Origin of the sequence: Pseudomonas tumuqii (assembly GCF_013184545.1) — a bacterium.
GTDB lineage: Bacteria > Pseudomonadota > Gammaproteobacteria > Pseudomonadales > Pseudomonadaceae > Aquipseudomonas > Aquipseudomonas tumuqii.
Genome location: NZ_JAAOJA010000009.1, coordinates 42,262 through 61,216, shown reverse-complemented (window position 1 = coordinate 61,216; position 18,955 = coordinate 42,262). Strand labels below are relative to the sequence as shown.

Here is an 18,955-nt window from a genome sequence, read left to right as displayed (position 1 = left end):
AGCCATTTTTCGCCCAGCGAGACCGACCATGAGCGACATCCCTTATATTTTCGACGTATCCGGCAGCGCCCAATTCGAGCAACTGGTGATCGAGAACTCGTTCCACAAACCGGTGCTGGTCGACTTCTGGGCCGAGTGGTGCGCGCCCTGCAAGGCGCTGATGCCACTGCTGGCGCAGATCACCGAGGGCTATCAGGGCGAACTGCTGCTGGCCAAGGTCAACTGCGACCTCGAGCAGGACATAGTCGCGCGCTTCGGCATCCGCAGCCTGCCCACCGTGGTGCTGTTCAAGAACGGCCAGCCGGTCGACGGTTTCTCCGGCGCGCAGCCTGAGTCGGCGATACGCGAACTGCTCAAGCCCCACGTGGCCGAGCCGGCAGCGCCTGGCGTCGCTCCCCTGGAAAGCGCCCAGGCGCTGTTCGCCGAAGGACGCATCGGCGACGCCGAAGTCCTGCTCAAGCAGTTGCTCGGCGAGGACAACGAAAATGCCCTGGCGCTGATCCTCTATGCCCGCTGCCTGGCCGAACGCGGCGAGCTGGACGAAGCGCAAAGCGTGCTCGATGCGGTCAAGGGCGACGAACACAAGCAGGCCCTGGCCGGCGCTCGCGCGCAGCTGACCTTCCTCCGGCAGGCGGCGGACCTGCCGGATGTCGCCAGCCTGAAAACCCGCCTGGCGCAGAACGGCGCAGACGATGAGGCCGCCTACCAGCTGGCGATCCAGCAACTGGCCCGCCAGCAATACGAGCCGGCACTGGATGCCCTGCTGCAGCTGTTCACGCGCAACCGCGCCTACGCCGACGGCCTGCCGCACAAGACCCTGCTGCAGGTGTTCGACCTGCTCGGCACCCAGCACCCGCTGGTCACCACCTACCGGCGCAAGCTGTATCAGGCGATCTACTAGACAGGCCTGGGCCTCTGTCGGGCCTCGCGGCTGAAGCGGAACGCCGCCCGGCCCTTCCCACAGGGCTAACTGTGCTCGTGGGAGGGGCTTCAGCCGCGACAGGTCAGATGATGGATAACCTGTCGCCGTGGCGGCTACCCCATCGGTACTTATTAACCAATCCAGTGATAGATAGGCGCATCCGCAGCGGCTTCCATGCGCACCTGGGCGCAATGGCGCAAACGCACCAGCAGGCGCTTGCCCGCCGCCTCACTGCCGGCCAAGGCGGCCAGCTGGGCCAGTAGCTGCGGCCCTTCGATCCGTCCGGCCTGACGCAGCAGGTCCAAGGTGGTCTGCCACAGCGCATCCGTTGCTGCGACGACCGCTGCCGGCTCGCTGGCGGCGGCAGCAGGCATCATCTGCTGCGCCAGTTGCGCCCAGTCCTGCGCGTCCAGTTCCACTGTCAGATCCACCGGCCAATCGCCGACCCGTCCACGGATTCGCACCATCTTGCTGCCCTCGAGTAATCGACAGGCATGCTCCCACGTCAGGCGCAGCCCGCCAAGCGGAGCTGGTCAGACCCATATAAAAGTTGTTATAACGTAACAAGTAAATTGAATCCCGACCGGAGATCACCATGCGTCGCCTGCTGCTTGCCCTGCCTTTTGCCCTGCTTCCCCTGGCCGCCGCCCAGGCCAACGAGCACAACCACGCGCATACGGATGAACATGGCAGCCTCGACGCCCACGAGCATGGCGCCGCCCGGCTCAATGTGGTGCTCGACGGCCAAGCCCTGGAGCTGCAGCTGGAAAGCCCGGCGATGAACCTGGCGGGTTTCGAACATGCGGCCAACAGCGCCGCGGACAAAGCCAAGGTCGCGACGGTGCGCAGCCAGCTACAAGACCCGCAGGCCTTGTTCGGCCTGAATGCCGGCGACTGCACCCTGAGTGAACAAGAACTGGAAAGTGCGCTATTCGAAGAAGCCGCGCACGACGAACAGCACGCCGATGAAGACGAGAGCGAGCACAGCGAAATCCATGCGCAGTACCAACTCGACTGCAAAAAGCCGAGCGAATTGAAGCAATTGAACCTGAGCGAGCTGTTCAAGCGCTTCCCCGCCACCGAGAAAATTCAGGTACAACTGATCGGCCCGAGCGGCCAGCAAGGCGTCGAGTTGACGCCCGCCAAGCCTTCCCTCAGCTTCTAAAATTTCGGAGTGCAGAGCGGCTGGGTCAACCCAGTCGCTTACTTTATGAGCAATGCCCTGATCAGCCTGTCCAATCTCGGTTTCGCCTGGCCCGGCCAGGCGCAGCTGCTGGACATCCCCAGCTTCACCCTGCAGCGCGGCGAAAGCCTGTTTCTCAAGGGCCCCAGCGGCAGCGGCAAGACCACCCTGCTCGGCCTGCTCGGCGGCGTGCAAACGCCCAATCGCGGCAGCATTCGCCTGCTCGACCAGGAACTGAGCGCACTCTCGGCCAGCGCCCGCGACCGCTTTCGCGTCGACCACACCGGCTATATCTTCCAGCAGTTCAACCTGCTGCCGTTTCTCTCGGTGCGCGAGAACGTCGAGTTGCCCTGCCACTTCTCCAGGCTGCGCGCCAGCCGCGCCATCCAGCGCCACGGCAGCATCGACCAGGCCGCCGCCACCCTGCTCGCCCACCTCGGCCTGAAGGAGCCGACACTGCTCGAACGCCGCGCCGATGAACTGTCGATCGGTCAGCAACAGCGGGTCGCCGCCGCTCGCGCCCTGATCGGTCAGCCGGAACTGGTGATCGCCGACGAGCCGACCTCGGCGCTGGACTTTGACGCCCGCGAGGCCTTCCTCCAGCTGTTGTTCGCCGAATGCCGCGAGGCCGGCGCCAGCCTGCTGTTCGTCAGTCACGACCAGAGCCTGGCGCGCCTGTTCGACCGCAGCCTGTCGCTGGCCGAACTCAATCGCGCCGCCACCCCGACGGAGGTCTGAAGGTGTACCTATTACGTCTGGCCCTGGCCAGCCTGGGCAACCGCCGCTTCACCGCGCTGCTCACGGTATTCGCCATCGCCCTTTCCGTTTGCCTGTTGCTGGCCGTCGAGCGGGTGCGCACGGAAGCGCGCGCCAGTTTCGCCAATACCATCAGCGGCACCGACCTGATCGTCGGCGCGCGCTCCGGCTCGGTCAATCTGCTGCTGTATTCGGTATTCCGCATCGGCAATGCGACCAACAACATTCGCTGGGACAGCTTCGAGCGCTTCGCCGACCACCGCCAGGTCAAGTGGGCGATCCCCATCTCCCTCGGCGACTCGCACCGCGGCTACCGAGTGATGGGCACCAGCCCGGCCTACTTCGAGCACTTCCGCTATGCCCGCAGCCAGCCGCTGCAGATCGGCCAGGGCCGTGCCTTTGCCGACGACCCGTTCGAAGTGGTACTGGGCGCGGAAGTGGCCAAGGCGCTGGACTACCGCCTCGGCGAAGAGCTGGTACTGGCCCATGGCGTGGCCACCATCAGCCTGGTCAAGCACGACGACAAGCCCTTTAGCGTGGTCGGCATCCTCGAGCGCACCGGCACCCCGGTGGATCGCACCCTGCATATTTCCCTGGCCGGCATGGAAGCGCTGCATGTCGACTGGCAGAACGGCATGCCGGCTCGCGGCGCCGGGGTAGTCAGTGCCGAGCAGGCGCGCGCCCTGGATTTGCAGCCCAAACAGATCACCGCCTTCCTGCTGGGCCTCAACAGCAAGATCGCCACCTTCAGCCTGCAACGCGAGCTCAATGAATTCCGCGGCGAACCGCTGCTGGCGATTCTCCCCGGGGTCGCCCTGCAGGAGTTGTGGAGCCTGATGGGCACGGCGGAAAAGGCGCTGTTCGTGGTCTCGCTGTTCGTGGTGCTGACCGGGCTGATCGGCATGCTCACGGCGATTCTCACCAGCCTCAACGAACGCCGCCGGGAAATGGCGATCCTGCGTTCGGTGGGCGCGCGGCCCTGGCATATCGCCAGCCTGCTGATCCTGGAAGCCTTCGCCCTGGCGTTGGCCGGCGTGCTGCTGGGCCTGTTGCTGCTGTATCTGGGCATCGCCGGGGCGCAGGGCCATGTGCAGGCCAACTACGGCCTGTATCTGCCGCTTGACCTGCCAACGGCCTATGAGTGGGCGCTGCTCGGCGCTATCCTGAGTGCCGCCCTGCTGATGGGCTGCGTCCCCGCCTGGCGTGCCTACCGGCAATCGCTGGCCGATGGCCTGTCGATTCGTTTATAACGCCGCTTATGACGCTTTTTTCGATACGAGGTAGCACCATGCTCCGCCCCCTGCTCGCTGCTGTGCTTATCGCCCTGGCCGCGCCGGTAACGGCCGCCGAGGTGCGCGAGCTGACCTGGTCGGACATGGTCCCGGCCGATGCGCCCGCGCAAGTGGTCGAGCCCGCGCCCATCCATGACCTCTCGCAACTGGCCGACGCCTTGTCCGAAGCCGGCCCGGCCAGCCAGCAACAATCGCCCGCCGCGCCCGTGGTCAAGGAACTGGACGGCCAGGCGGTGAAGCTGCCCGGTTATATAGTGCCGCTGGATGTGACCGACGAAGGCCGCGTCACCGAATTCCTGCTGGTGCCCTACTTCGGCGCCTGCATCCATGTACCGCCACCGCCATCGAACCAGATCGTGCACGTCACCACCGAACTGGGCGTGCTGCTTGATGCGCTCTATCAGCCGTTCTGGATCGAGGGCGCGCTGAAGGTCGAGCAGAGCAGCAGCGAACTGGCCGAAGCCGGCTACCAGATGCAGGCGGACAAGATCTACGCCTACGAGCTGCCGGATAGTTAGCAGCGCCTACACTGAACCCGCGCATCCTAGGCTCCTGGCCGTGGGCTGTGCCGTACGCACCAGCTTCGCACCCTACGGTTAACCGCGGCAGGTTTCAGTCGGCGCTGGCCACCCGCTTTTCCCGCTCGAAACTCAGCTCGCTTTCCGCCCAGTTGCGCCAGGCGCGCACCTTGCTGCGTTCGGCACCGGCGCGCTCGGCCTTGGCCAGAGCCTCCAGGCCGGCCTGCCAACGGGCCTGTTCCAGCTCCAGCTGGGCCAGGTTCAGCCAATGCTTGGCGCTGCCGGAACGCCCCGCCAGTTCGCGGTAGATACGCGCCGCCGCAGCGCGCTCGCGGGCCTGCCACCAGAGCAGGGCCAGGCGCTCTTCGCGGGCAGCGGTACGCGGCAACAAGCCCTGTTCGAGCATGCCGGTAAGCAGCTTGGCTCCTTGCCAGGGTTGCTCGGCCGCGCCAGCCAGCAGCACCAGGTTGTCCAGCTCGCTTTCATTGAAGCGCAGGCCCTTGCTGTGCGCGGCGCGCAGGGTGGCCAACGCCTTGGCGTGGCTGCCGCTCAGCTGCTGCAGGGCGGCCAGCTGTCGCCAGCCCTGGGCCTGATCGGGCTGACGGCCGAGCAGCTGACGCTGCCAGCGCTCGGCCGCCGGGTAGCGCTTGAGGTCGGCATTCACCGCGACGAGAAACTGCAACCAGCTGTCGCCCGCCTGCGGATTGCCTTGCACATAGCGCTCGGCCAGCGGCAGCGCCTTGGCCGGCTGACCCAGCCCCTGATAGGCCTGCACCAGCATCTGCAGGACCTCTTCAGCGGCCGTCGCCTGCTGCGCCGCCAGCAGGCTGACGACCTGGGCGTAGCGACGCTCGGCCAGGTTGAGCCGGGCCAGGTTGAGTTGCTCGCCGGCCTGCAACTCGGCATCCAGCTTGCCACTGTTCAACGCCTTGCCGAGCAGCTCGATGGCCTTGGTGTTCTGTCCTTCGGCCCAGGCCAGATAGCCGCGACTGCGCCACAGCAAGGCCTGCTCCAGGCTGTCCGGCTTGGCCTTGGCCGCATCCAGCGCCCGCCTGGCCGCGGCATAGTCGCCCTGCTGCTGCGCCTCCTGGGCCGCATTCAGGGCACGGAATACGCCCGGCTCGACGCTTTGCCCGGCAGCCTGCACGGCACTCGCCGTGCACAGAATCCATAACAGCAACAAACGCTGCATCTCAGCGACCTCCCTCAAGGCGGAAGTACAGGGTTTTCACCGCTTCGCGGGCCACCGCCAGACCGCTCTCGGTCCGCGGGGCAAAGCGCCAGCGCACGGCGGCGCGCCGTGCTTCGCGCTCGAACACATTCTGCGGGCTGGCTTCGATCACCCGGATATTCTCCACCGCACCGGCGCGGGTGATGGTGAACGCCAGCTTGACGTGCCCTTCGATGCCCCGTTGCAAGGCGTAGCGCGGATAGTCCGGACTGACATCGTTGAGCGGCATCACCTCGCTTTCCGGGCCGCCGGCCTGGCCAGCGGACTCGCTTGGCGCCGGTGCGCTGGGCGCGCCGGCGCCGGCGCCGGCGCTCAGACCGCTGAGACTCGGGGTCGGCGCACTGTTGACGGCGATGCCGCTACTCAGACTCGGCAATTGCAGATCCAGCGCCGGCAGCGTGGCACTCGGCGTGGCGGCGACCGGCGTGGGCGGTGTCGGCGGTTGCGGGGTTTGTGCTTGCGGTGGCTGCGGCGCCTGCTGGCGGGTGCGCGTCGCGGTGTCGCTGGCATGGCCATCGAGGCGTACGAAGTTGGCCACCGTCACCGGCTCGTCCGAGGGCTGGCTGCGCGGCGGCGCCACCATGTACAGCATCAAGGCGAACAGCGCCACGGCCATCAGGCAGGCGCCGAGAAAGGCCAACGGCACACGCATCAAAGTGCTCCCGAGCTAGCCGCCAGGGCGACATCCTGCACCCCGGCCAGACGCGCCTGATCCATCACCTGCACCACCAGGCCGGTACGCGCATCCTGATCGGCCTGCACCACCACCGCACCTTCCGGCTGGTCGACGCGCATGCGCTCGACATGGGCGCGCACGCTGCGTACGTCGACGACTTTCTTGTCCATCCACACCTGGCCATCGGCGGTCACGGCGATGAGGATATTGCCCTTGTCCTGCGGGCTGGCAGTCTCCGCCTGGGGACGCTGCACTTCGACACCGGACTCCTTGATAAAGGAGCTGGTGACGATGAAGAAGATCAGCATGATGAAGACCACGTCGAGCATCGGCGTCAGGTCGATGCCGGTGTCTTCGTCCTGCTGGTGGTGTCGGCGCATTCGCATAGTGAACAGTCTCAGTCGTGACGCAGCTGGTCGGCCAGCCGCTCGAGGGCCCGGCGCGCATCGCGTTCGAGGCGTGCCAGGCTGAACAATCCGGTAATTGCCAGGACCATGCCGGCCATGGTCGGCAGGGTCGCCTGCCAGACGCCGGCGGCCATGCCGCGCGGGTTGCCGGTGCCGTTGATGGCGAGCACGTCGAACACCGCGACCATGCCGCTGACGGTGCCGAGCAAGCCGAGCAGCGGGTACATCGCCACCAGGGTCTTGCTCAGCCGCAGCGGGCCGAGCAGGTGTTGCCGCGCCTGCGCCAGCCAGGCGGCGCGCACCGCCCGTTGCCAGCTGCCGTTGTCGTCCTGCAGCACTTGCTGCCAGGCCTTGCGCCGCTCGCGCCCCCACTGCGGGAAAACCCGGCGCACATACCAGAAGCGCTCGAACACCAGGGTCCAGAACACCACGCAGAGCCCGGCCAGTGCCCACATCACCACGCCGCCGGCGCTCATGAAGTCGAGCAGCGCGTAGCTGCTGTCGACCAGGCGCAGCCATACGCCGAGCCAATCAGTCACGACGCGGCGCCCCGGACAGGTGCAGGGCGATCAAGCCGGCACTTTGCTGCTCGAGCAACTGGATCAGGCTCTTGCTGCGACTGGCCAGCAGGCTGTGCAGGAACAGCAGCGGAATCGCCACCACCAGGCCCAGCACCGTGGTGACCAGGGCCTGGGAAATGCCGTCGGCCATCAGCCGCGAATCGCCGCCACCGCCCTGGGTGATGGCCTGGAAGGTGACGATCATGCCGGTCACGGTGCCGAGCAGGCCGAGCAGCGGCGCCACCGCGCAGAGCAGCTTGAGCAGGCTCTGGCCTTTTTCCAGTGGCGGGGTTTCCTGCAGGATCGCCTCGTCGAGCTTCAGCTCCAGGGTTTCCAGATCGGCCAGCTGCGGTTGCGGCCCCAGCACGCCGATCACCCGGCCCAGCGGATTATCGTCACGCGGCGCGCTGAGATCATGCAGCTGCGCGCTCACCCCACGTCCGACCCGGGCCAGATGAAGCATGCGCCAGATGGCCAGGAGCAGACCCAGCACGCCCAGTGCGACTATCACCCAGCCAACCAGGCCGCCCTGTTGCAGGCGATCCCACAGGGTCGGCTGCCGCTGCAGTTGCGCCAACAGCGTGCCACGACTGGGGTCGATGGGCAGGCTGGCGAGCGCTGCGCCACCCTGCAGGTAATCCTCGACCTGGCCCAATCCGGACGGCTGTCGCGGCGGTGCGAGCAACTCGCCGGCATCGGCGTCGTAACGCAAATAGGCATCCTCGCTATAGGCCGAGAAAGCCCCGACGCGCAGTACCGACTGCTCGCTACGGTTGCCATCGGCGGCCACCACCGGCAATTGCAACTGCTCGACCCGGCCGCTGGCGGTCAGGTCTTCCAGCAGCAGCATCCAATAGCCATCGAGATCCGCGGCGGACGGCAAGGTGCGACTCTCGGCCAGCGCCTCAAGGCGCTGCAGGCGCTCGGGATACTGCGCATTGAGCAGGCTGTCCTGCCATTGCCCGGCGACATCGCCGGCGCTCTGGCGGACCACGCCAAACAACTCGCCCAGATGACCGACGCGCTGGCCGAGGAGCTTTTCCTGCTCGGCCAGCTCGGCCTCCTGCCGATCGAATTCGGCCTTCAGGCGTTCGGCTTGGGCCTTCTGGGTCTGCAAGGCCGCCCGCGCGTCGGCGAGCAACTGCGCCCGCTCGCCACGCTCGGCGACAAACGCCTGCTCGCGACTGTGCATGGCCGTGACTTCGGCGGCGCGTTCGCTGCGAATGCGCTGCAGCAGTTGATCCGGGCTGAGCGGTGCGGCGGCACTGGCAATCGCCGGCAACAGCGCCAGGGTCAAGATGGCGAGGACACGACGGCTCATTGCTTGGCCTCCTGGGTCAGGGTTTGCACAGGGAGATCGAGCAGGGCCGGAGCCTGTTCCTGACGAGCAATGGCAATGGCCTGATGCAACGGCCGCCGGGCACTGCCATCGAGCGTCTGCCAACTGCGGCTTTGCGGGTTCCACCAGCCACTCTCGTGGCCGTCGAGGCTCTGGTAGTACAGCATCACCCGGCCGAGACGGAGAAACTCGACGCTACGCGACGCGCCGCCGTCGACTGGCAGCTCGCCACGCCAGGCCTCCAGGGTGCGGCCGTAATCGCTCTCGACCTGATAGGCCTCGAGAATGCGCCGGTACTTTTCCGCCAGGCTGACATCGGCACGCGGCAACAGATCCTGCAACTGCGCTAGGCGATCGCTGCGCTCATCCGGCAGGAACGGCAGGTCGGCGGCAATGAATTCACCGAGCACCTCGACCATCCGGCGCATCTGTGGCGTCACCGCTTCCTGGGTGCGCTCGATGCCGTCCAGCTGCTCCTGGTAACCCGCCAGCTCCTGGCGCTGGGCAACGACCAGCTCTTGCAGCTGCTGGTTATAGCCTTTCAGCGCCTCGGCTTGCTGCAAGGCATTGCGGTACTCACCGAGCATCTCGCGACTGGCATCGTCGAGCTGCTCGATACGCGCCTGGGACGCCTTGGCGTCTGCGGCCAGGCGCTGGCTCTCATCCAGCGCGGCATCCAGCGGTGCGGCCAGCGCCGGCGTGCTGCTCAGCACTAGAGCGGCGGCCAGTGAACGCAGGGGGTACAGATTCATGCGACGGGAGTCCTCGAGCGACGGGCTTATATTAAAAAGAAACATTATAACCTTTCTAAATCTAAAACTGCTGCAAGGCTGAGTGGTATTCGATAAACATCCGGCAGGCACCTTGGTCCAGAGGACATGAGCGGCACCTTGACGGGAGCCAACGCAGTAAAGATAACCATTATCAACTGCATTAGCATCATCTAGCAACCACCCTGATGCGACTTGCGTGTAATCGCCGCGCTGCAGACTCACGGGACATCTCCCACGGGAGCGGCAAGCCCCGGATGCCGTTGCGGCCGCCGCACTCGACGAGGCCGGCGCAAACGCCGCCAACCGAGCACGGCACCGGTGAGGCTGATCAGCAGCCCGCCAGCACTGAACAGCAGCATCAGCAGGTCCCACAACGGACGATTCTCCAGCAGCGGCAGCCAGTCCCAGCTGTGCAGCAGGGCGAACAGCCAGCGCGAGGTGCGCTTGCCACTGTCCATCTGGCCAAGCATGGCGCCCGTGTGCAGATCGAGATGCACCCAGGTTTCGCCAGGGTCGTCGAACCTCACGCGCAACACCGGCAGGCGTTGCTCCAGATGGCCGAGCATGCTCTGCTCGCCCCGCCGGTAGTAATAGAAGTCATAGGCACCCAGCCGTTCGCTGCGCATTTGCCCCTGCCCATGCATGGCCTGGGCCGCGCGTTCCAGGGTCGCTTGGGGGAGCTGGCTGCTGACCTGACCATCCGCCATCGCCAGAATGCGCGTTTGGCCAGTGCCATCGTAGGCCACCAGATAACCCTGCCCGGCGATCAACCGCCATTCCAGTTCGCGCGCCTGCAAACCCGCTTGCTCGAAGCGCCGCAGCGCCTCGGGTAGCGCCAGCGCAAATGCCCTGGAGCGAAGTTCGCCACCCTGGTATGCCGCCGTGGACAGCGGCGCTGCAGCGTCGAACAGCCGCCATGGATTCATCGACATCAGGCCGCTGAAAATCCAGCTAATGACCAATGCGCCGCACAATAGCCCGCCCACATGGTGCCAGCGGGCAAAGCCGCTATAGGGGCTGCGCGAACCGCTGCGGTAAGGCCGCTGCAAGCGCCAGCGCAATAGACCGATCACGTTGCCGAGCACGGCCATCAGGGTGGCGGCCAGCGCCAGGTAGATGACGATGTCCGCCCACCAGCCACTCAACACGCCGCCACGTAACGGATACAGCCAGTGAAGCCAGGCACCCAGCCAATTCCAGCTGCGCTCCTGCCCGGTAGCATCACGCACCACCGCCCCGGTACGACTGGAAATGTAGAGCAATCGCTGCGCCTCGTCGGCGAGCGACACGCGATGCAGGGGGCGCTCACTGTCCAGCGCCCGCGAATGGGTCCAGACATCTTCCTGCACAAGCCCCTGGTAACGCGCGGATGCGTCTGCGGCGAATTGCCGGGCGGCAGCCATGGCCTGGGCCTCATCAACCAGACTCAGGCGCTGCCCGCTACGGGCATCGACTGCCACGCTGGGCTGCCCGGCATAACCGAGCAGGTAGCGCGGCACGCCGCCGACCATGCTCAGGCGAATGCTGCTGGGCGCATCGCTCTGCCCGCCAGCCGCAAGAACCTCATCCAGGCTGCGGCAGCAGCCCTGCAGATCCAGCACAGGCAAATGCGCCAGGTGCTCGCGCGGCGTCAGCTTGGGGTAGCCGACATACATCATCACCACGCCCGAGATGAACCACATGGCCATGAACAGGCACAGCACGATGCCCAGCCAGCGATGCCACAAGTACAGATAACGCTTCATAAGCCAGTCCCTCGAACCCCGGGACGACGGCAATCGCCCCGGCTCACTGCAGTCAGAAACGGGTGTCCAGGGCGACCTCAAAGGTACGGGGTGCCCCCTGGTAGAACATCGTTCCATAAGCTTGTTTGGCGTACAGTTCGTCCGTCAGGTTGCGCACGCGCGCCGTTACCGAGCTGTGCTCATCCACGTTGAAGCGGGCAAAAACGCCATACAGGCTGTAGGCCGGCGCTTCCAGGGTATTGGCATTATTGGCGAACACCGCGGCGACGTAACGGGCATCGACCCCGGCCTGCCAGGCTGGCGAGATGTCGTAGGTCAGCCACAGATTGCCAACCTGGTCGGGCACGTTGGTCGGTGTATTGCCTTTACGGGATACGGCCTGACCGCCGACGTTCTCGTTGAACTCGTCGTATTGCGCATCGACATAGGCGAAGTTGCCCTCGGCCAGCAGTTTCGGCGTAACCCGCAAACTGGCCGCCAGCTCCAGCCCCTGCGAGGTCTGCTGCCCCGCCTGGATATCGACGGTTGGGTTGTTGGAGTCCTTGACCGCAAAGTCTTTCCGCACGATCTGGTAGGCGGCGATCGTCGCCGAACCGCGGCCCTCGAGAAAATCGAACTTGCCGCCAACCTCCACCTGCTCGCCGGTACTCAGGTCGAAGTTCTGTACCTGAGAGAAGGTCGCCGAGGCCAGCGAACCGGCGGGAGGATCGGCCGCGGTGCTGTACTGCACATACACATTCAGCGCCGGGGCCACCTCGTAGACCAGGCCGACCCGACCTGTCACTGGCTCCCAGGTACGCTCGAAAAAGGCCGGGCTGGTTGGCGTGACCGCCGCGTAGTTGGTCACCTCCATGTGCAAGTGGTCATAACGCAGGCCGGTCAACAGCGCCAAGCGCTCGGTCAGCGCCAGGCGATTCTCCAGGAAGCCGGCCAGGGTGGTGACCTCATGCTTGCGCACCTTCTGCAACCCGCCATTCACGCCGGGAATGGCGTAAAAACTCCCAGGGTCGAAATGATCCGGATCGATCACATCGTAGGGAGCCCCGGACGCCGGGAACTGCCCGTTGGGGTGCAGCGTCTGCCGGTTGATCGAGTAGTCCGCACCGGCTGACCACTGGCTGGCCAAGCCGAACAAGGCAGTGTCGTGACGCAACTCGAAGCGGTTGCCGTTGACCTGCTGAGCATGCCGCTGCAAGTAGGCCGCGTAACGCTGCACCTGGGTATTGGCGGCGTTATAACGGTAGTTCTCGAGGTTGCGGTAATCGCGCTGGGCGTTGTAGTGATAGAAGGTATTGCGCAGGCTGGTGCTGTCGCTGACCCGATAATCGGTGATCGAGCGAACCCAGCGCACGCGCTGCTCATAACGGCCATCCGCGACGTTGTAATTCTCGAAGCGCCGGCGCCTGTCGATCTTCATGGTCTCGCCGACCGGATTCAGTAATGGCGAGCCCCAGTAGGGACTGTCTTCCTGGTCTTCCTGGTATTCGAGCGCCAGGGTATGGGTCAGCTCAGGCGTCAGATCACTGAGGATGGAGAAGGCCGTACTCAACGACTCGCGCCCATTGCGATCCATATAGCCGTTGCTGCGGGTGCGACTGACATCGAGCCGGGCAAAATGACGGGGATCCGGCCCCGCACCCAGGGCATGGTTGACGCCGATTGCGAGCTCGGAGGAGTCGTAACTGCCATAGCGCAGACGCCCCTCCACGGCCTGCTCCTCACGGCTGGCCTGCTTGGTGACGTAGTTGATCGAGCCCCCCACGGCGCCCGCACCATACAGAAAGGTCGAGGGCCCGCCAATCGCCTCGACACGCTCATAGATCCAGGCATCCACTGGCCGCGCGGCACTGCTGTAGCTCATGCCGATGCCGTTGTAGAGCTGGGTGACCTGGGCGCTGGTGAAACCTCGATAGGAGACGAAACCACCGAAACCCGGGTTGGCCGACGCATTGATGCCGGGCATGCTGTTGATCACATCCTGGGTATCTTTCGCGCCACGCGCAGCGATGGTCGCGCGGTCGGCGATGCTGACCGAAGCCGGTGTCTGCCGTGATGTCAGGCCCAATCGTGATCCCGTCTCCAGCGGCTCATCGAGGCTCAGACCAGGCTGCGTCTGCTTGGCTGCGGTAACGGTGATGCTCGGCAAACTGAGGGCTGTATCTTCGGCCCATGCCAGCTGGCAGGTGCCGGCCAACAGCACCAGGGTGGCGTTTCTTAGCGTCATGAATAACTTCCACGCAAAAGGATATGGCCTCGCCCGGCGGTTGCAGCACGCACACAACGGCACATGCGCTCATGTCAGGTCGAGTGATTCACTTCATGGGTGGAGTCAAGGAGAGGCGCGGGGGTTGATTGAAGGCCAGCTATAACGTGGTGGTGGCGCAGCCCACGCCAAGGCGTCGATGGGCGTGGAAGGCAAGCCCGCCAGCGGCTCAAGCGATGCGCCAGAGCTATTGAGGGCCAGGGCCAAACCGAAAGAAGAGCACAACGGGCAGGTGTACGAGGAGGATGGCGACGACGGGTCTGACCCTGACGAATCGTTGATTGCCGAGTCGAGGTGGCCGCTGGTCGAGCAGAACAGGCCATCAAGCCCACTCAGGGCCAGGCCACTCATTTGCCCATGATGAATACCGCAGGCGAACAGATTGAACAGGACGCAGCCATACAGCATCCAGGCAATCAGCGAGCGGTCACGACGGGTAGCGTTCATGGCGCCACTCTAGCACTGCGCCTTTGCCCGACAACTGCCAGCCTGTGCGGCCGAATGCCACACGCGACGCATGCCGCGCCCCGCAAGCAACAACGACAAGGCCTGCGTGCCATCCACGAGAACCAATGCGGCACAATGGCCTGTCGCTAGCAGACCAATTCATTGAGCTGGGTCAAAACTCGATTTGCTTAGGCCCCTAACATTGCCATCAGCCCAACCAACTGATGACTCGACCGGAGCTCACTATGCGCAAGTCCCTGCTCGCTCTCTCCATCCTGGCCACCGCATTGGCCGCCCCCCTCGCCCAGGCCTATGAGGCAGGTGACGTCATCCTGCGCGCAGGTGCCGCTACCGTCGATCCGCATGAAAGCAGCAGCGATATCTGGGTTGGTGCGCTGAACACCGACGTAGCCGGCACCAAAGCCACGCTGGACAGTGATACCCAACTGGGCCTGACCGGCACCTACATGATTACCAACCACATCGGCATCGACCTGCTCGCTGCCACCCCGTTTAGCCATGACGTCGGCGTGAAAGGCATGCCGGGCCCTTTTGCCGGGCTGAACGGCAACCTGGGTGAACTCAAGCACCTGCCGCCAACCCTGAGCGTCGTCTACTATCCGCTCGACAGCGCCTCGGCCTTCCAGCCCTATGCGGGGGTGGGCATCAACTACACCTGGTTCTTCGACACAGAGCTGAGCAGCGAAGCCGAAGGCAAGGGCTTCAGCGGTCTGGACATGAAGGATTCCTGGGGTCTCGCTGCCCAGCTGGGCCTGGACTACATGCTGACCGACAACCTCCTGGTCAACGCTCACGTGCGTTACATCGACATCGACACCACCGGCACCACCTCCTTCGCTGGCGAGAAGGTCAAGGTCGATGTAGATGTAGACCCATTCGTCTACATGGTCGCCCTCGGCTACAAGTTCTAAGGCAAACCGCCACCCATAAAAAAACCGGCCTCAGCGCCGGTTTTTTTATGGGTACAGATCAGCCCTGGCCCAACAGCTTGCGCAAGCCCTCACGCATGGCGGTCACTGGCGGCAAGTGGTAACTGGCCTGCAAGCGCCGATTATCTGCTCGCGAATGACGAATATCGCCGGGCCGCGCCGCCTGATAGTCAACCGCCGGCAAGCCGCCACACAAACTGCCGATCTCGGCCAGCAACTGGTTCAGGCTGACGGCCTGATTCCAGCCGACGTTCACCGCCCCCACGACCACCTGCGGCATGTCCAGCGCCTGGGTCAGCAGCGCCAGCAGGTCGCCGATGTAGAAGAAATCGCGGGTCTGCTCGCCATCGCCGAACACGCGGATCGGCAAGCCCTGCTGCGCCCGCTGGGTGAAGATGCTGATCACCCCGGAATAGGGCGAGGAAGGGTCCTGGCGCGGACCAAAAATATTGAAGAAGCGAAAAATCGCCGGTTCCAGGCCGTGCTGACGACGATAGAAGTCCAGGTAATGCTCACTGGCCAGCTTGTCCGCGGCGTAGGGCGTCAGTGGCGCCTTGGGCGTATCTTCGCCAATCGCCTGACCTTCGCCATTGTTGCCGTAGACCGCCGCACTCGAAGCGTAGACCACCCGCTTGACGCCGTGCAGACGCATGGCCTCGCAGACGTTGAGGGTGCCGACGAAGTTGCTCTGGTGAGTGCTCACCGGGTCGTCTACCGAGGCTTGCACCGAGGCCACCGCGGCCAAATGCACCACGGCCGCACAACCGGCCACGGCCTGACCGACCAGGACCGCATCGGCTACATCGCCCTCGAGCAACTGCAGGCGCGGGTTGTCCAGGGGCAGGTTGGCGCGCTTGCCCATCGACAGATTGTCCAGCACGCGCACCGCATGCCCCTGGCTCAAGAGTGCATCGACCAGGTGCGAGCCGATAAAGCCGGCCCCACCGGTAATCAGGATAGGTGCATCAGACATGGCGATAGTAACGATCCAGTAGGCTCGGCAATGCCGAGCGCCAGGAGCGCGGCTTGATACCGAAGGTATGCAGAATTTTCTTGCAGGCCAGCACCGCGTGCTGCGGCTCCTCGGCGGCATCCGGGCGCGCGGCATGGGCCTGCGCCGTGATGTCTTCGAGCAGATTACTGCGGAAGTTGCGCGCCTCGCTCAACACCGCCTGGCCCAATGCCAGCGAGGTGGTGGCTTCATGGCCGCCATAATGGAACGTGCCCCATAACGGCGTCTGACAATCGAGCTGCTTGAGCACGGCGAGGATGACCCGCGCGGCATCGTCGACCGGGGTCGGATTGCCGCGCCGATCATCGGCCAGCGCGATGCTTTCATCACGCTCGGCACGCATCAAGAAACGCCCGAGCTGGCCGTCCGGGCTCTCATCCAGTAACCAGCCGAAGCGCAACAACACATGCCGCGGGCACACCGCTCGCACGCGCTGCTCAATCCGCCACAAGGCCTGGCCACGCACGCCCAGGGGAACCGGCTCTTCCTTTTCGCTGTAGGCGGTCACCCGCGAACCATCGAACACCCGGTAGCTGGACGGCTGCAGCAGGCGAATCTCGTGATGCTGACACAGTTCGGCAAGCCGCTCGACCGCCTGTTCCTGGGCAGCAAGACGCGCCTCGCTCACCTCTTCGGCCTGGAACCAGTCGAAGTAGTAAGCAAGATTGATCAATGCATCGGGGCGGGTGTCGTCCAGCAGCTGGGTCAGGCTGGCGGCATCCCAACCGGTTTCCGGCGGGCGCGGCGCGAGGAAGCCGATGTCCTCCTCGGCGCCGAGACGGATCAGCGCTTGCCCCAGGGCATTACCGCCACCCAGCAGCATCAGACGCATACGCATGATAGAACGCGGGCTCAGTTAATCAGAACGGAATGTCGTCGTCGAAACTGTCGAAATCCTGCGCGGGCTTGGCCTGCGGCTGCGGAGCCGGACGCGGCGCCTGCTGCTGTTCGCGCTGCGGTTCACGTTGCGGCGCCTGGCGCTGCTGACGCGGGGCGGAGTCGCCACCGGCGTTGTCCGGACGGCCACCGAGCAGCTGCATGGTGCCCTGCATGTCGACGACGATCTCGGTGGTATAACGCTTGATGCCGTCTTTTTCCCACTCGCGGGTCTGCAGCTTGCCTTCGATATACACCTGCGAACCTTTGCGCAGGTATTCGCCGGCGATTTCGGCAACCTTGCCGAACAGCGAGACACGGTGCCACTCGGTTTTCTCGACCTTCTGCCCGGTCTGCTTGTCGGTCCACTGCTCGCTGGTGGCCAGGCTCAGGTTGGTGACCGCATTGCCGCTGGGCAGATAGCGCGTTTCCGGATCCTGTCCGCAGGTACCGACCAGAATGACTTTGTTAACCCCACGGGCCATAACTTTCTCCTAGAGCTGTCAGCACGTCACCGGCGCCGCTTCGATCAGGCGCTCGAGGGACGTGCGATCCAATTGTTGGGTATCCACTTTGATGTAGATGGCGGCTTCTTCACGCACCACCACGGCATCCGCCACTCCGGGCACTGCCTGTAAACGCTCGGCCAACCCCACTTCGTGCAATGCCGCGGCTGAAAGCGGCAAGCGCAGGCTGGTGACATAAGGCGGTTCGCGCATAGTAACAGCAAAGCCTAGCCAGAGAAGAGCCATGGCCGCGCAACCGAGGAACACCCCCGACAGGCTGTAATGCTGATACAGCCAGCCACCGAGAATGCCGCCCAGCGCAGCGCCGAGAAACTGACTGGTCGAGTACACCCCCATCGCCGTGCCCTTGCCGCCGGCAGGCGCAACCTTGCTGATCAGGGATGGCAGCGAAGCCTCGAGCAGATTGAACGCGGTAAAAAACACCACGGTACCCAGCACCAGGGCGCGCAGGCTGCTGCCGAACTGCCAGAAGTACAGCTCACAGGCCAGCAACACCGCTACCGCCCCGAGCAGCACGCGCTTCATGCGGCGCTGTTTCTCGGCATAGATGATGAACGGCAGCATGCCGAAGAAACCGATCAGCAGCGCGGTCAGGTAGACCCACCAGTGTTCTTCCTTGGGCAGCCCGCCCTGCTCCACCAGCGCCAGCGGCAAGGCGATGAAACTGGCCATCAGAATCGCATGCAGGGCCAGGATGCCGAAGTCCAGGCGCAACAGGTCGACATGTTGCAAGGTCGGCAACAATGCCTGGCGGGCGACGCCGGACTCGCGGTGTTGCAGCGGCCCGGCCGCGCGCGGCACCACCCCGGCGACGATGACGATGCCGAGCAAAGCCATGGCGGCGGTGGCCATGAACAAACCGGACAAACCAAAGGCGCGGGTCAGCAGCGGGCCGACCACCATGGCCACGGCGAAGGACAGACCGATGCTCATGCCGATCATGGCCATGGCCTTGGTCCGGTGCTGTTCGCGGGTCAGATCGGAGAGCAGCGCCATCACCGCGGCGGAAATCGCCCCGGCGCCCTGCAGCACCCGGCCGGCGATAACGCCCCAGATCGAGTCGGCATTGGCGGCCAGCAGGCTGCCGGCGGCAAAAATCAGCAGCCCGGCATAGATCACCGGACGCCGGCCGATACGGTCGCTGAGCATGCCGAAGGGTATCTGCAGGAACGCCTGGGTCAGGCCGTAGGCGCCGATGGCCAGGCCAATCAATGCCGGCGTACTGCCGCGCAACTCCATGCCGTAGGTCGCCAGTACCGGCAGCACCATGAACATACCGAGCATGCGGAACGCGAATACCAGTGCCAGCCCGGCGGCCGCACGGGTTTCACCGCCACTCATGCGCTCGCTGTAGGGATCGTGCATGGAAAACGCCTTGATGAAATAGGCGGCGATTCTAGCAGCACCGTTCGACGCGGCACAGCCGTCACGCTTTGCCGCACTGCGGCACAGGGCCGTATACTCACTGGTTTTCCGCC

General features: G+C 64.8%; 20 protein-coding genes. 6 read left to right on the top strand and 14 right to left on the bottom strand.

Features of this window, described 5'->3' with window-relative positions; genetic code table 11:
* Positions 1–28 precede the first annotated feature (28 nt).
* Positions 29–901: a thioredoxin gene (trxA, locus tag G9C89_RS16665; RefSeq protein ID WP_172149987.1), complete on the top strand. Its 873-nt coding sequence runs from the start codon at positions 29–31 to the stop codon at positions 899–901.
* A 152-nt stretch (positions 902–1,053) separates the two neighbouring features.
* Here the strand turns inward: trxA and G9C89_RS16660 are convergent, their stop codons facing one another.
* Positions 1,054–1,389 (bottom strand): hypothetical protein, encoded by a 336-nt coding sequence (locus tag G9C89_RS16660; RefSeq protein WP_172149985.1) that lies wholly within the window; start codon positions 1,387–1,389, stop codon positions 1,054–1,056.
* Positions 1,390–1,517: 128 nt separating this feature from the next.
* Here G9C89_RS16660 and G9C89_RS16655 point away from each other — a divergent pair, with 128 nt between their 5' ends.
* From G9C89_RS16655 to G9C89_RS16640, 4 genes are read left to right on the top strand one after another with little or no spacing between them, the layout of a single operon-like run.
* On the top strand, positions 1,518–2,087 hold the full coding sequence (locus tag G9C89_RS16655) for a DUF2796 domain-containing protein (protein WP_172149983.1): 570 nt from the start codon (positions 1,518–1,520) through the stop codon (positions 2,085–2,087).
* 45 nt (positions 2,088–2,132) lie between these two features.
* Positions 2,133–2,843, top strand: coding sequence for an ABC transporter ATP-binding protein (locus G9C89_RS16650; RefSeq protein ID WP_172149981.1), 711 nt, complete (start codon positions 2,133–2,135; stop codon positions 2,841–2,843).
* A gap of 2 nt (positions 2,844–2,845) precedes the next feature.
* A complete protein-coding gene (locus G9C89_RS16645) occupies positions 2,846–4,111 on the top strand; it encodes an ABC transporter permease (RefSeq protein ID WP_172149979.1) in 1,266 nt (421 codons plus the stop codon).
* Between the two features lie 38 nt (positions 4,112–4,149).
* On the top strand, positions 4,150–4,671 hold the full coding sequence (locus G9C89_RS16640) for a DUF3299 domain-containing protein (protein ID WP_172149977.1): 522 nt from the start codon (positions 4,150–4,152) through the stop codon (positions 4,669–4,671).
* A gap of 94 nt (positions 4,672–4,765) precedes the next feature.
* Here G9C89_RS16640 and G9C89_RS16635 read toward each other — a convergent pair whose 3' ends face one another.
* The 9 genes from G9C89_RS16635 to G9C89_RS16595 all read right to left on the bottom strand — a co-directional run bounded on the left by G9C89_RS16635 (position 4,766) and on the right by G9C89_RS16595 (position 14,112).
* Entirely contained in the window at positions 4,766–5,863 is a 1,098-nt protein-coding gene (locus tag G9C89_RS16635; protein ID WP_172149975.1) for a hypothetical protein, read from the bottom strand.
* A gap of 1 nt (position 5,864) precedes the next feature.
* Entirely contained in the window at positions 5,865–6,554 is a 690-nt protein-coding gene (locus G9C89_RS16630; RefSeq protein WP_172149973.1) for an energy transducer TonB, read from the bottom strand.
* Positions 6,554–6,964: an ExbD/TolR family protein gene (locus tag G9C89_RS16625; protein WP_090503932.1), complete on the bottom strand. Its 411-nt coding sequence runs from the start codon at positions 6,962–6,964 to the stop codon at positions 6,554–6,556. Before G9C89_RS16625 ends, G9C89_RS16630 begins: the two co-directional genes overlap by 1 nt.
* A gap of 11 nt (positions 6,965–6,975) precedes the next feature.
* Positions 6,976–7,461: a MotA/TolQ/ExbB proton channel family protein gene (locus G9C89_RS16620; RefSeq protein WP_172150344.1), complete on the bottom strand. Its 486-nt coding sequence runs from the start codon at positions 7,459–7,461 to the stop codon at positions 6,976–6,978.
* 55 nt (positions 7,462–7,516) lie between these two features.
* Positions 7,517–8,866, bottom strand: coding sequence for a MotA/TolQ/ExbB proton channel family protein (locus G9C89_RS16615; protein WP_172149971.1), 1,350 nt, complete (start codon positions 8,864–8,866; stop codon positions 7,517–7,519).
* Positions 8,863–9,636 (bottom strand): DUF3450 domain-containing protein, encoded by a 774-nt coding sequence (locus G9C89_RS16610; RefSeq protein WP_172149969.1) that lies wholly within the window; start codon positions 9,634–9,636, stop codon positions 8,863–8,865. Before G9C89_RS16610 ends, G9C89_RS16615 begins: the two co-directional genes overlap by 4 nt.
* A gap of 239 nt (positions 9,637–9,875) precedes the next feature.
* Positions 9,876–11,402: a PepSY domain-containing protein gene (locus G9C89_RS16605; RefSeq protein WP_172149967.1), complete on the bottom strand. Its 1,527-nt coding sequence runs from the start codon at positions 11,400–11,402 to the stop codon at positions 9,876–9,878.
* Positions 11,403–11,454: 52 nt separating this feature from the next.
* Entirely contained in the window at positions 11,455–13,626 is a 2,172-nt protein-coding gene (locus G9C89_RS16600; protein ID WP_172149965.1) for a TonB-dependent receptor, read from the bottom strand.
* A gap of 105 nt (positions 13,627–13,731) precedes the next feature.
* On the bottom strand, positions 13,732–14,112 hold the full coding sequence (locus tag G9C89_RS16595; protein ID WP_172149963.1) for a DUF2946 family protein: 381 nt from the start codon (positions 14,110–14,112) through the stop codon (positions 13,732–13,734).
* 245 nt (positions 14,113–14,357) lie between these two features.
* Between G9C89_RS16595 and G9C89_RS16590 the strand changes: the two genes are divergently transcribed.
* Entirely contained in the window at positions 14,358–15,044 is a 687-nt protein-coding gene (locus G9C89_RS16590; protein WP_172149961.1) for an OmpW/AlkL family protein, read from the top strand.
* Between the two features lie 58 nt (positions 15,045–15,102).
* Here G9C89_RS16590 and G9C89_RS16585 read toward each other — a convergent pair whose 3' ends face one another.
* Genes G9C89_RS16585 through G9C89_RS16570 form a run of 4 tightly spaced genes read right to left on the bottom strand, consistent with a single transcriptional unit; the run spans position 15,103 to position 18,842 of the window.
* Entirely contained in the window at positions 15,103–16,035 is a 933-nt protein-coding gene (locus G9C89_RS16585) for an NAD-dependent epimerase/dehydratase family protein (protein ID WP_172149959.1), read from the bottom strand.
* Positions 16,028–16,912, bottom strand: coding sequence for a sugar nucleotide-binding protein (locus tag G9C89_RS16580; protein ID WP_172149957.1), 885 nt, complete (start codon positions 16,910–16,912; stop codon positions 16,028–16,030). The genes G9C89_RS16585 and G9C89_RS16580 overlap by 8 nt, the downstream gene beginning before the upstream one ends.
* Positions 16,913–16,934: 22 nt before the next feature.
* Positions 16,935–17,435 (bottom strand): single-stranded DNA-binding protein, encoded by a 501-nt coding sequence (locus tag G9C89_RS16575; RefSeq protein ID WP_172149955.1) that lies wholly within the window; start codon positions 17,433–17,435, stop codon positions 16,935–16,937.
* Positions 17,436–17,453: 18 nt separating this feature from the next.
* Positions 17,454–18,842, bottom strand: a complete 1,389-nt coding sequence (locus G9C89_RS16570; RefSeq protein ID WP_172149953.1) for an MFS transporter — start codon at positions 18,840–18,842, stop codon at positions 17,454–17,456.
* Positions 18,843–18,955: the final 113 nt, after the last annotated feature.

Bases quoted from the DNA above. Each gene is read 5' to 3' on its own strand.
- trxA (WP_172149987.1), top strand. From the start codon at position 29: ATGAGCGACATCCCTTATATTTTCGACGTATCCGGCAGCGCCCAATTC.
- G9C89_RS16660 (WP_172149985.1), bottom strand. From the start codon at position 1,389: ATGGTGCGAATCCGTGGACGGGTCGGCGATTGGCCGGTGGATCTGACA.
- G9C89_RS16655 (WP_172149983.1), top strand. From the start codon at position 1,518: ATGCGTCGCCTGCTGCTTGCCCTGCCTTTTGCCCTGCTTCCCCTGGCC.
- G9C89_RS16650 (WP_172149981.1), top strand. From the start codon at position 2,133: ATGAGCAATGCCCTGATCAGCCTGTCCAATCTCGGTTTCGCCTGGCCC.
- G9C89_RS16640 (WP_172149977.1), top strand. From the start codon at position 4,150: ATGCTCCGCCCCCTGCTCGCTGCTGTGCTTATCGCCCTGGCCGCGCCG.
- G9C89_RS16635 (WP_172149975.1), bottom strand. From the start codon at position 5,863: ATGCAGCGTTTGTTGCTGTTATGGATTCTGTGCACGGCGAGTGCCGTG.
- G9C89_RS16630 (WP_172149973.1), bottom strand. From the start codon at position 6,554: ATGCGTGTGCCGTTGGCCTTTCTCGGCGCCTGCCTGATGGCCGTGGCG.
- G9C89_RS16625 (WP_090503932.1), bottom strand. From the start codon at position 6,964: ATGCGAATGCGCCGACACCACCAGCAGGACGAAGACACCGGCATCGAC.
- G9C89_RS16620 (WP_172150344.1), bottom strand. From the start codon at position 7,461: ATGAGCGCCGGCGGCGTGGTGATGTGGGCACTGGCCGGGCTCTGCGTG.
- G9C89_RS16615 (WP_172149971.1), bottom strand. From the start codon at position 8,866: ATGAGCCGTCGTGTCCTCGCCATCTTGACCCTGGCGCTGTTGCCGGCG.
- G9C89_RS16610 (WP_172149969.1), bottom strand. From the start codon at position 9,636: ATGAATCTGTACCCCCTGCGTTCACTGGCCGCCGCTCTAGTGCTGAGC.
- G9C89_RS16605 (WP_172149967.1), bottom strand. From the start codon at position 11,402: ATGAAGCGTTATCTGTACTTGTGGCATCGCTGGCTGGGCATCGTGCTG.
- G9C89_RS16600 (WP_172149965.1), bottom strand. From the start codon at position 13,626: ATGACGCTAAGAAACGCCACCCTGGTGCTGTTGGCCGGCACCTGCCAG.
- G9C89_RS16595 (WP_172149963.1), bottom strand. From the start codon at position 14,112: ATGAACGCTACCCGTCGTGACCGCTCGCTGATTGCCTGGATGCTGTAT.
- G9C89_RS16590 (WP_172149961.1), top strand. From the start codon at position 14,358: ATGCGCAAGTCCCTGCTCGCTCTCTCCATCCTGGCCACCGCATTGGCC.
- G9C89_RS16585 (WP_172149959.1), bottom strand. From the start codon at position 16,035: ATGTCTGATGCACCTATCCTGATTACCGGTGGGGCCGGCTTTATCGGC.
- G9C89_RS16580 (WP_172149957.1), bottom strand. From the start codon at position 16,912: ATGCGTATGCGTCTGATGCTGCTGGGTGGCGGTAATGCCCTGGGGCAA.
- G9C89_RS16575 (WP_172149955.1), bottom strand. From the start codon at position 17,435: ATGGCCCGTGGGGTTAACAAAGTCATTCTGGTCGGTACCTGCGGACAG.
- G9C89_RS16570 (WP_172149953.1), bottom strand. From the start codon at position 18,842: ATGCACGATCCCTACAGCGAGCGCATGAGTGGCGGTGAAACCCGTGCG.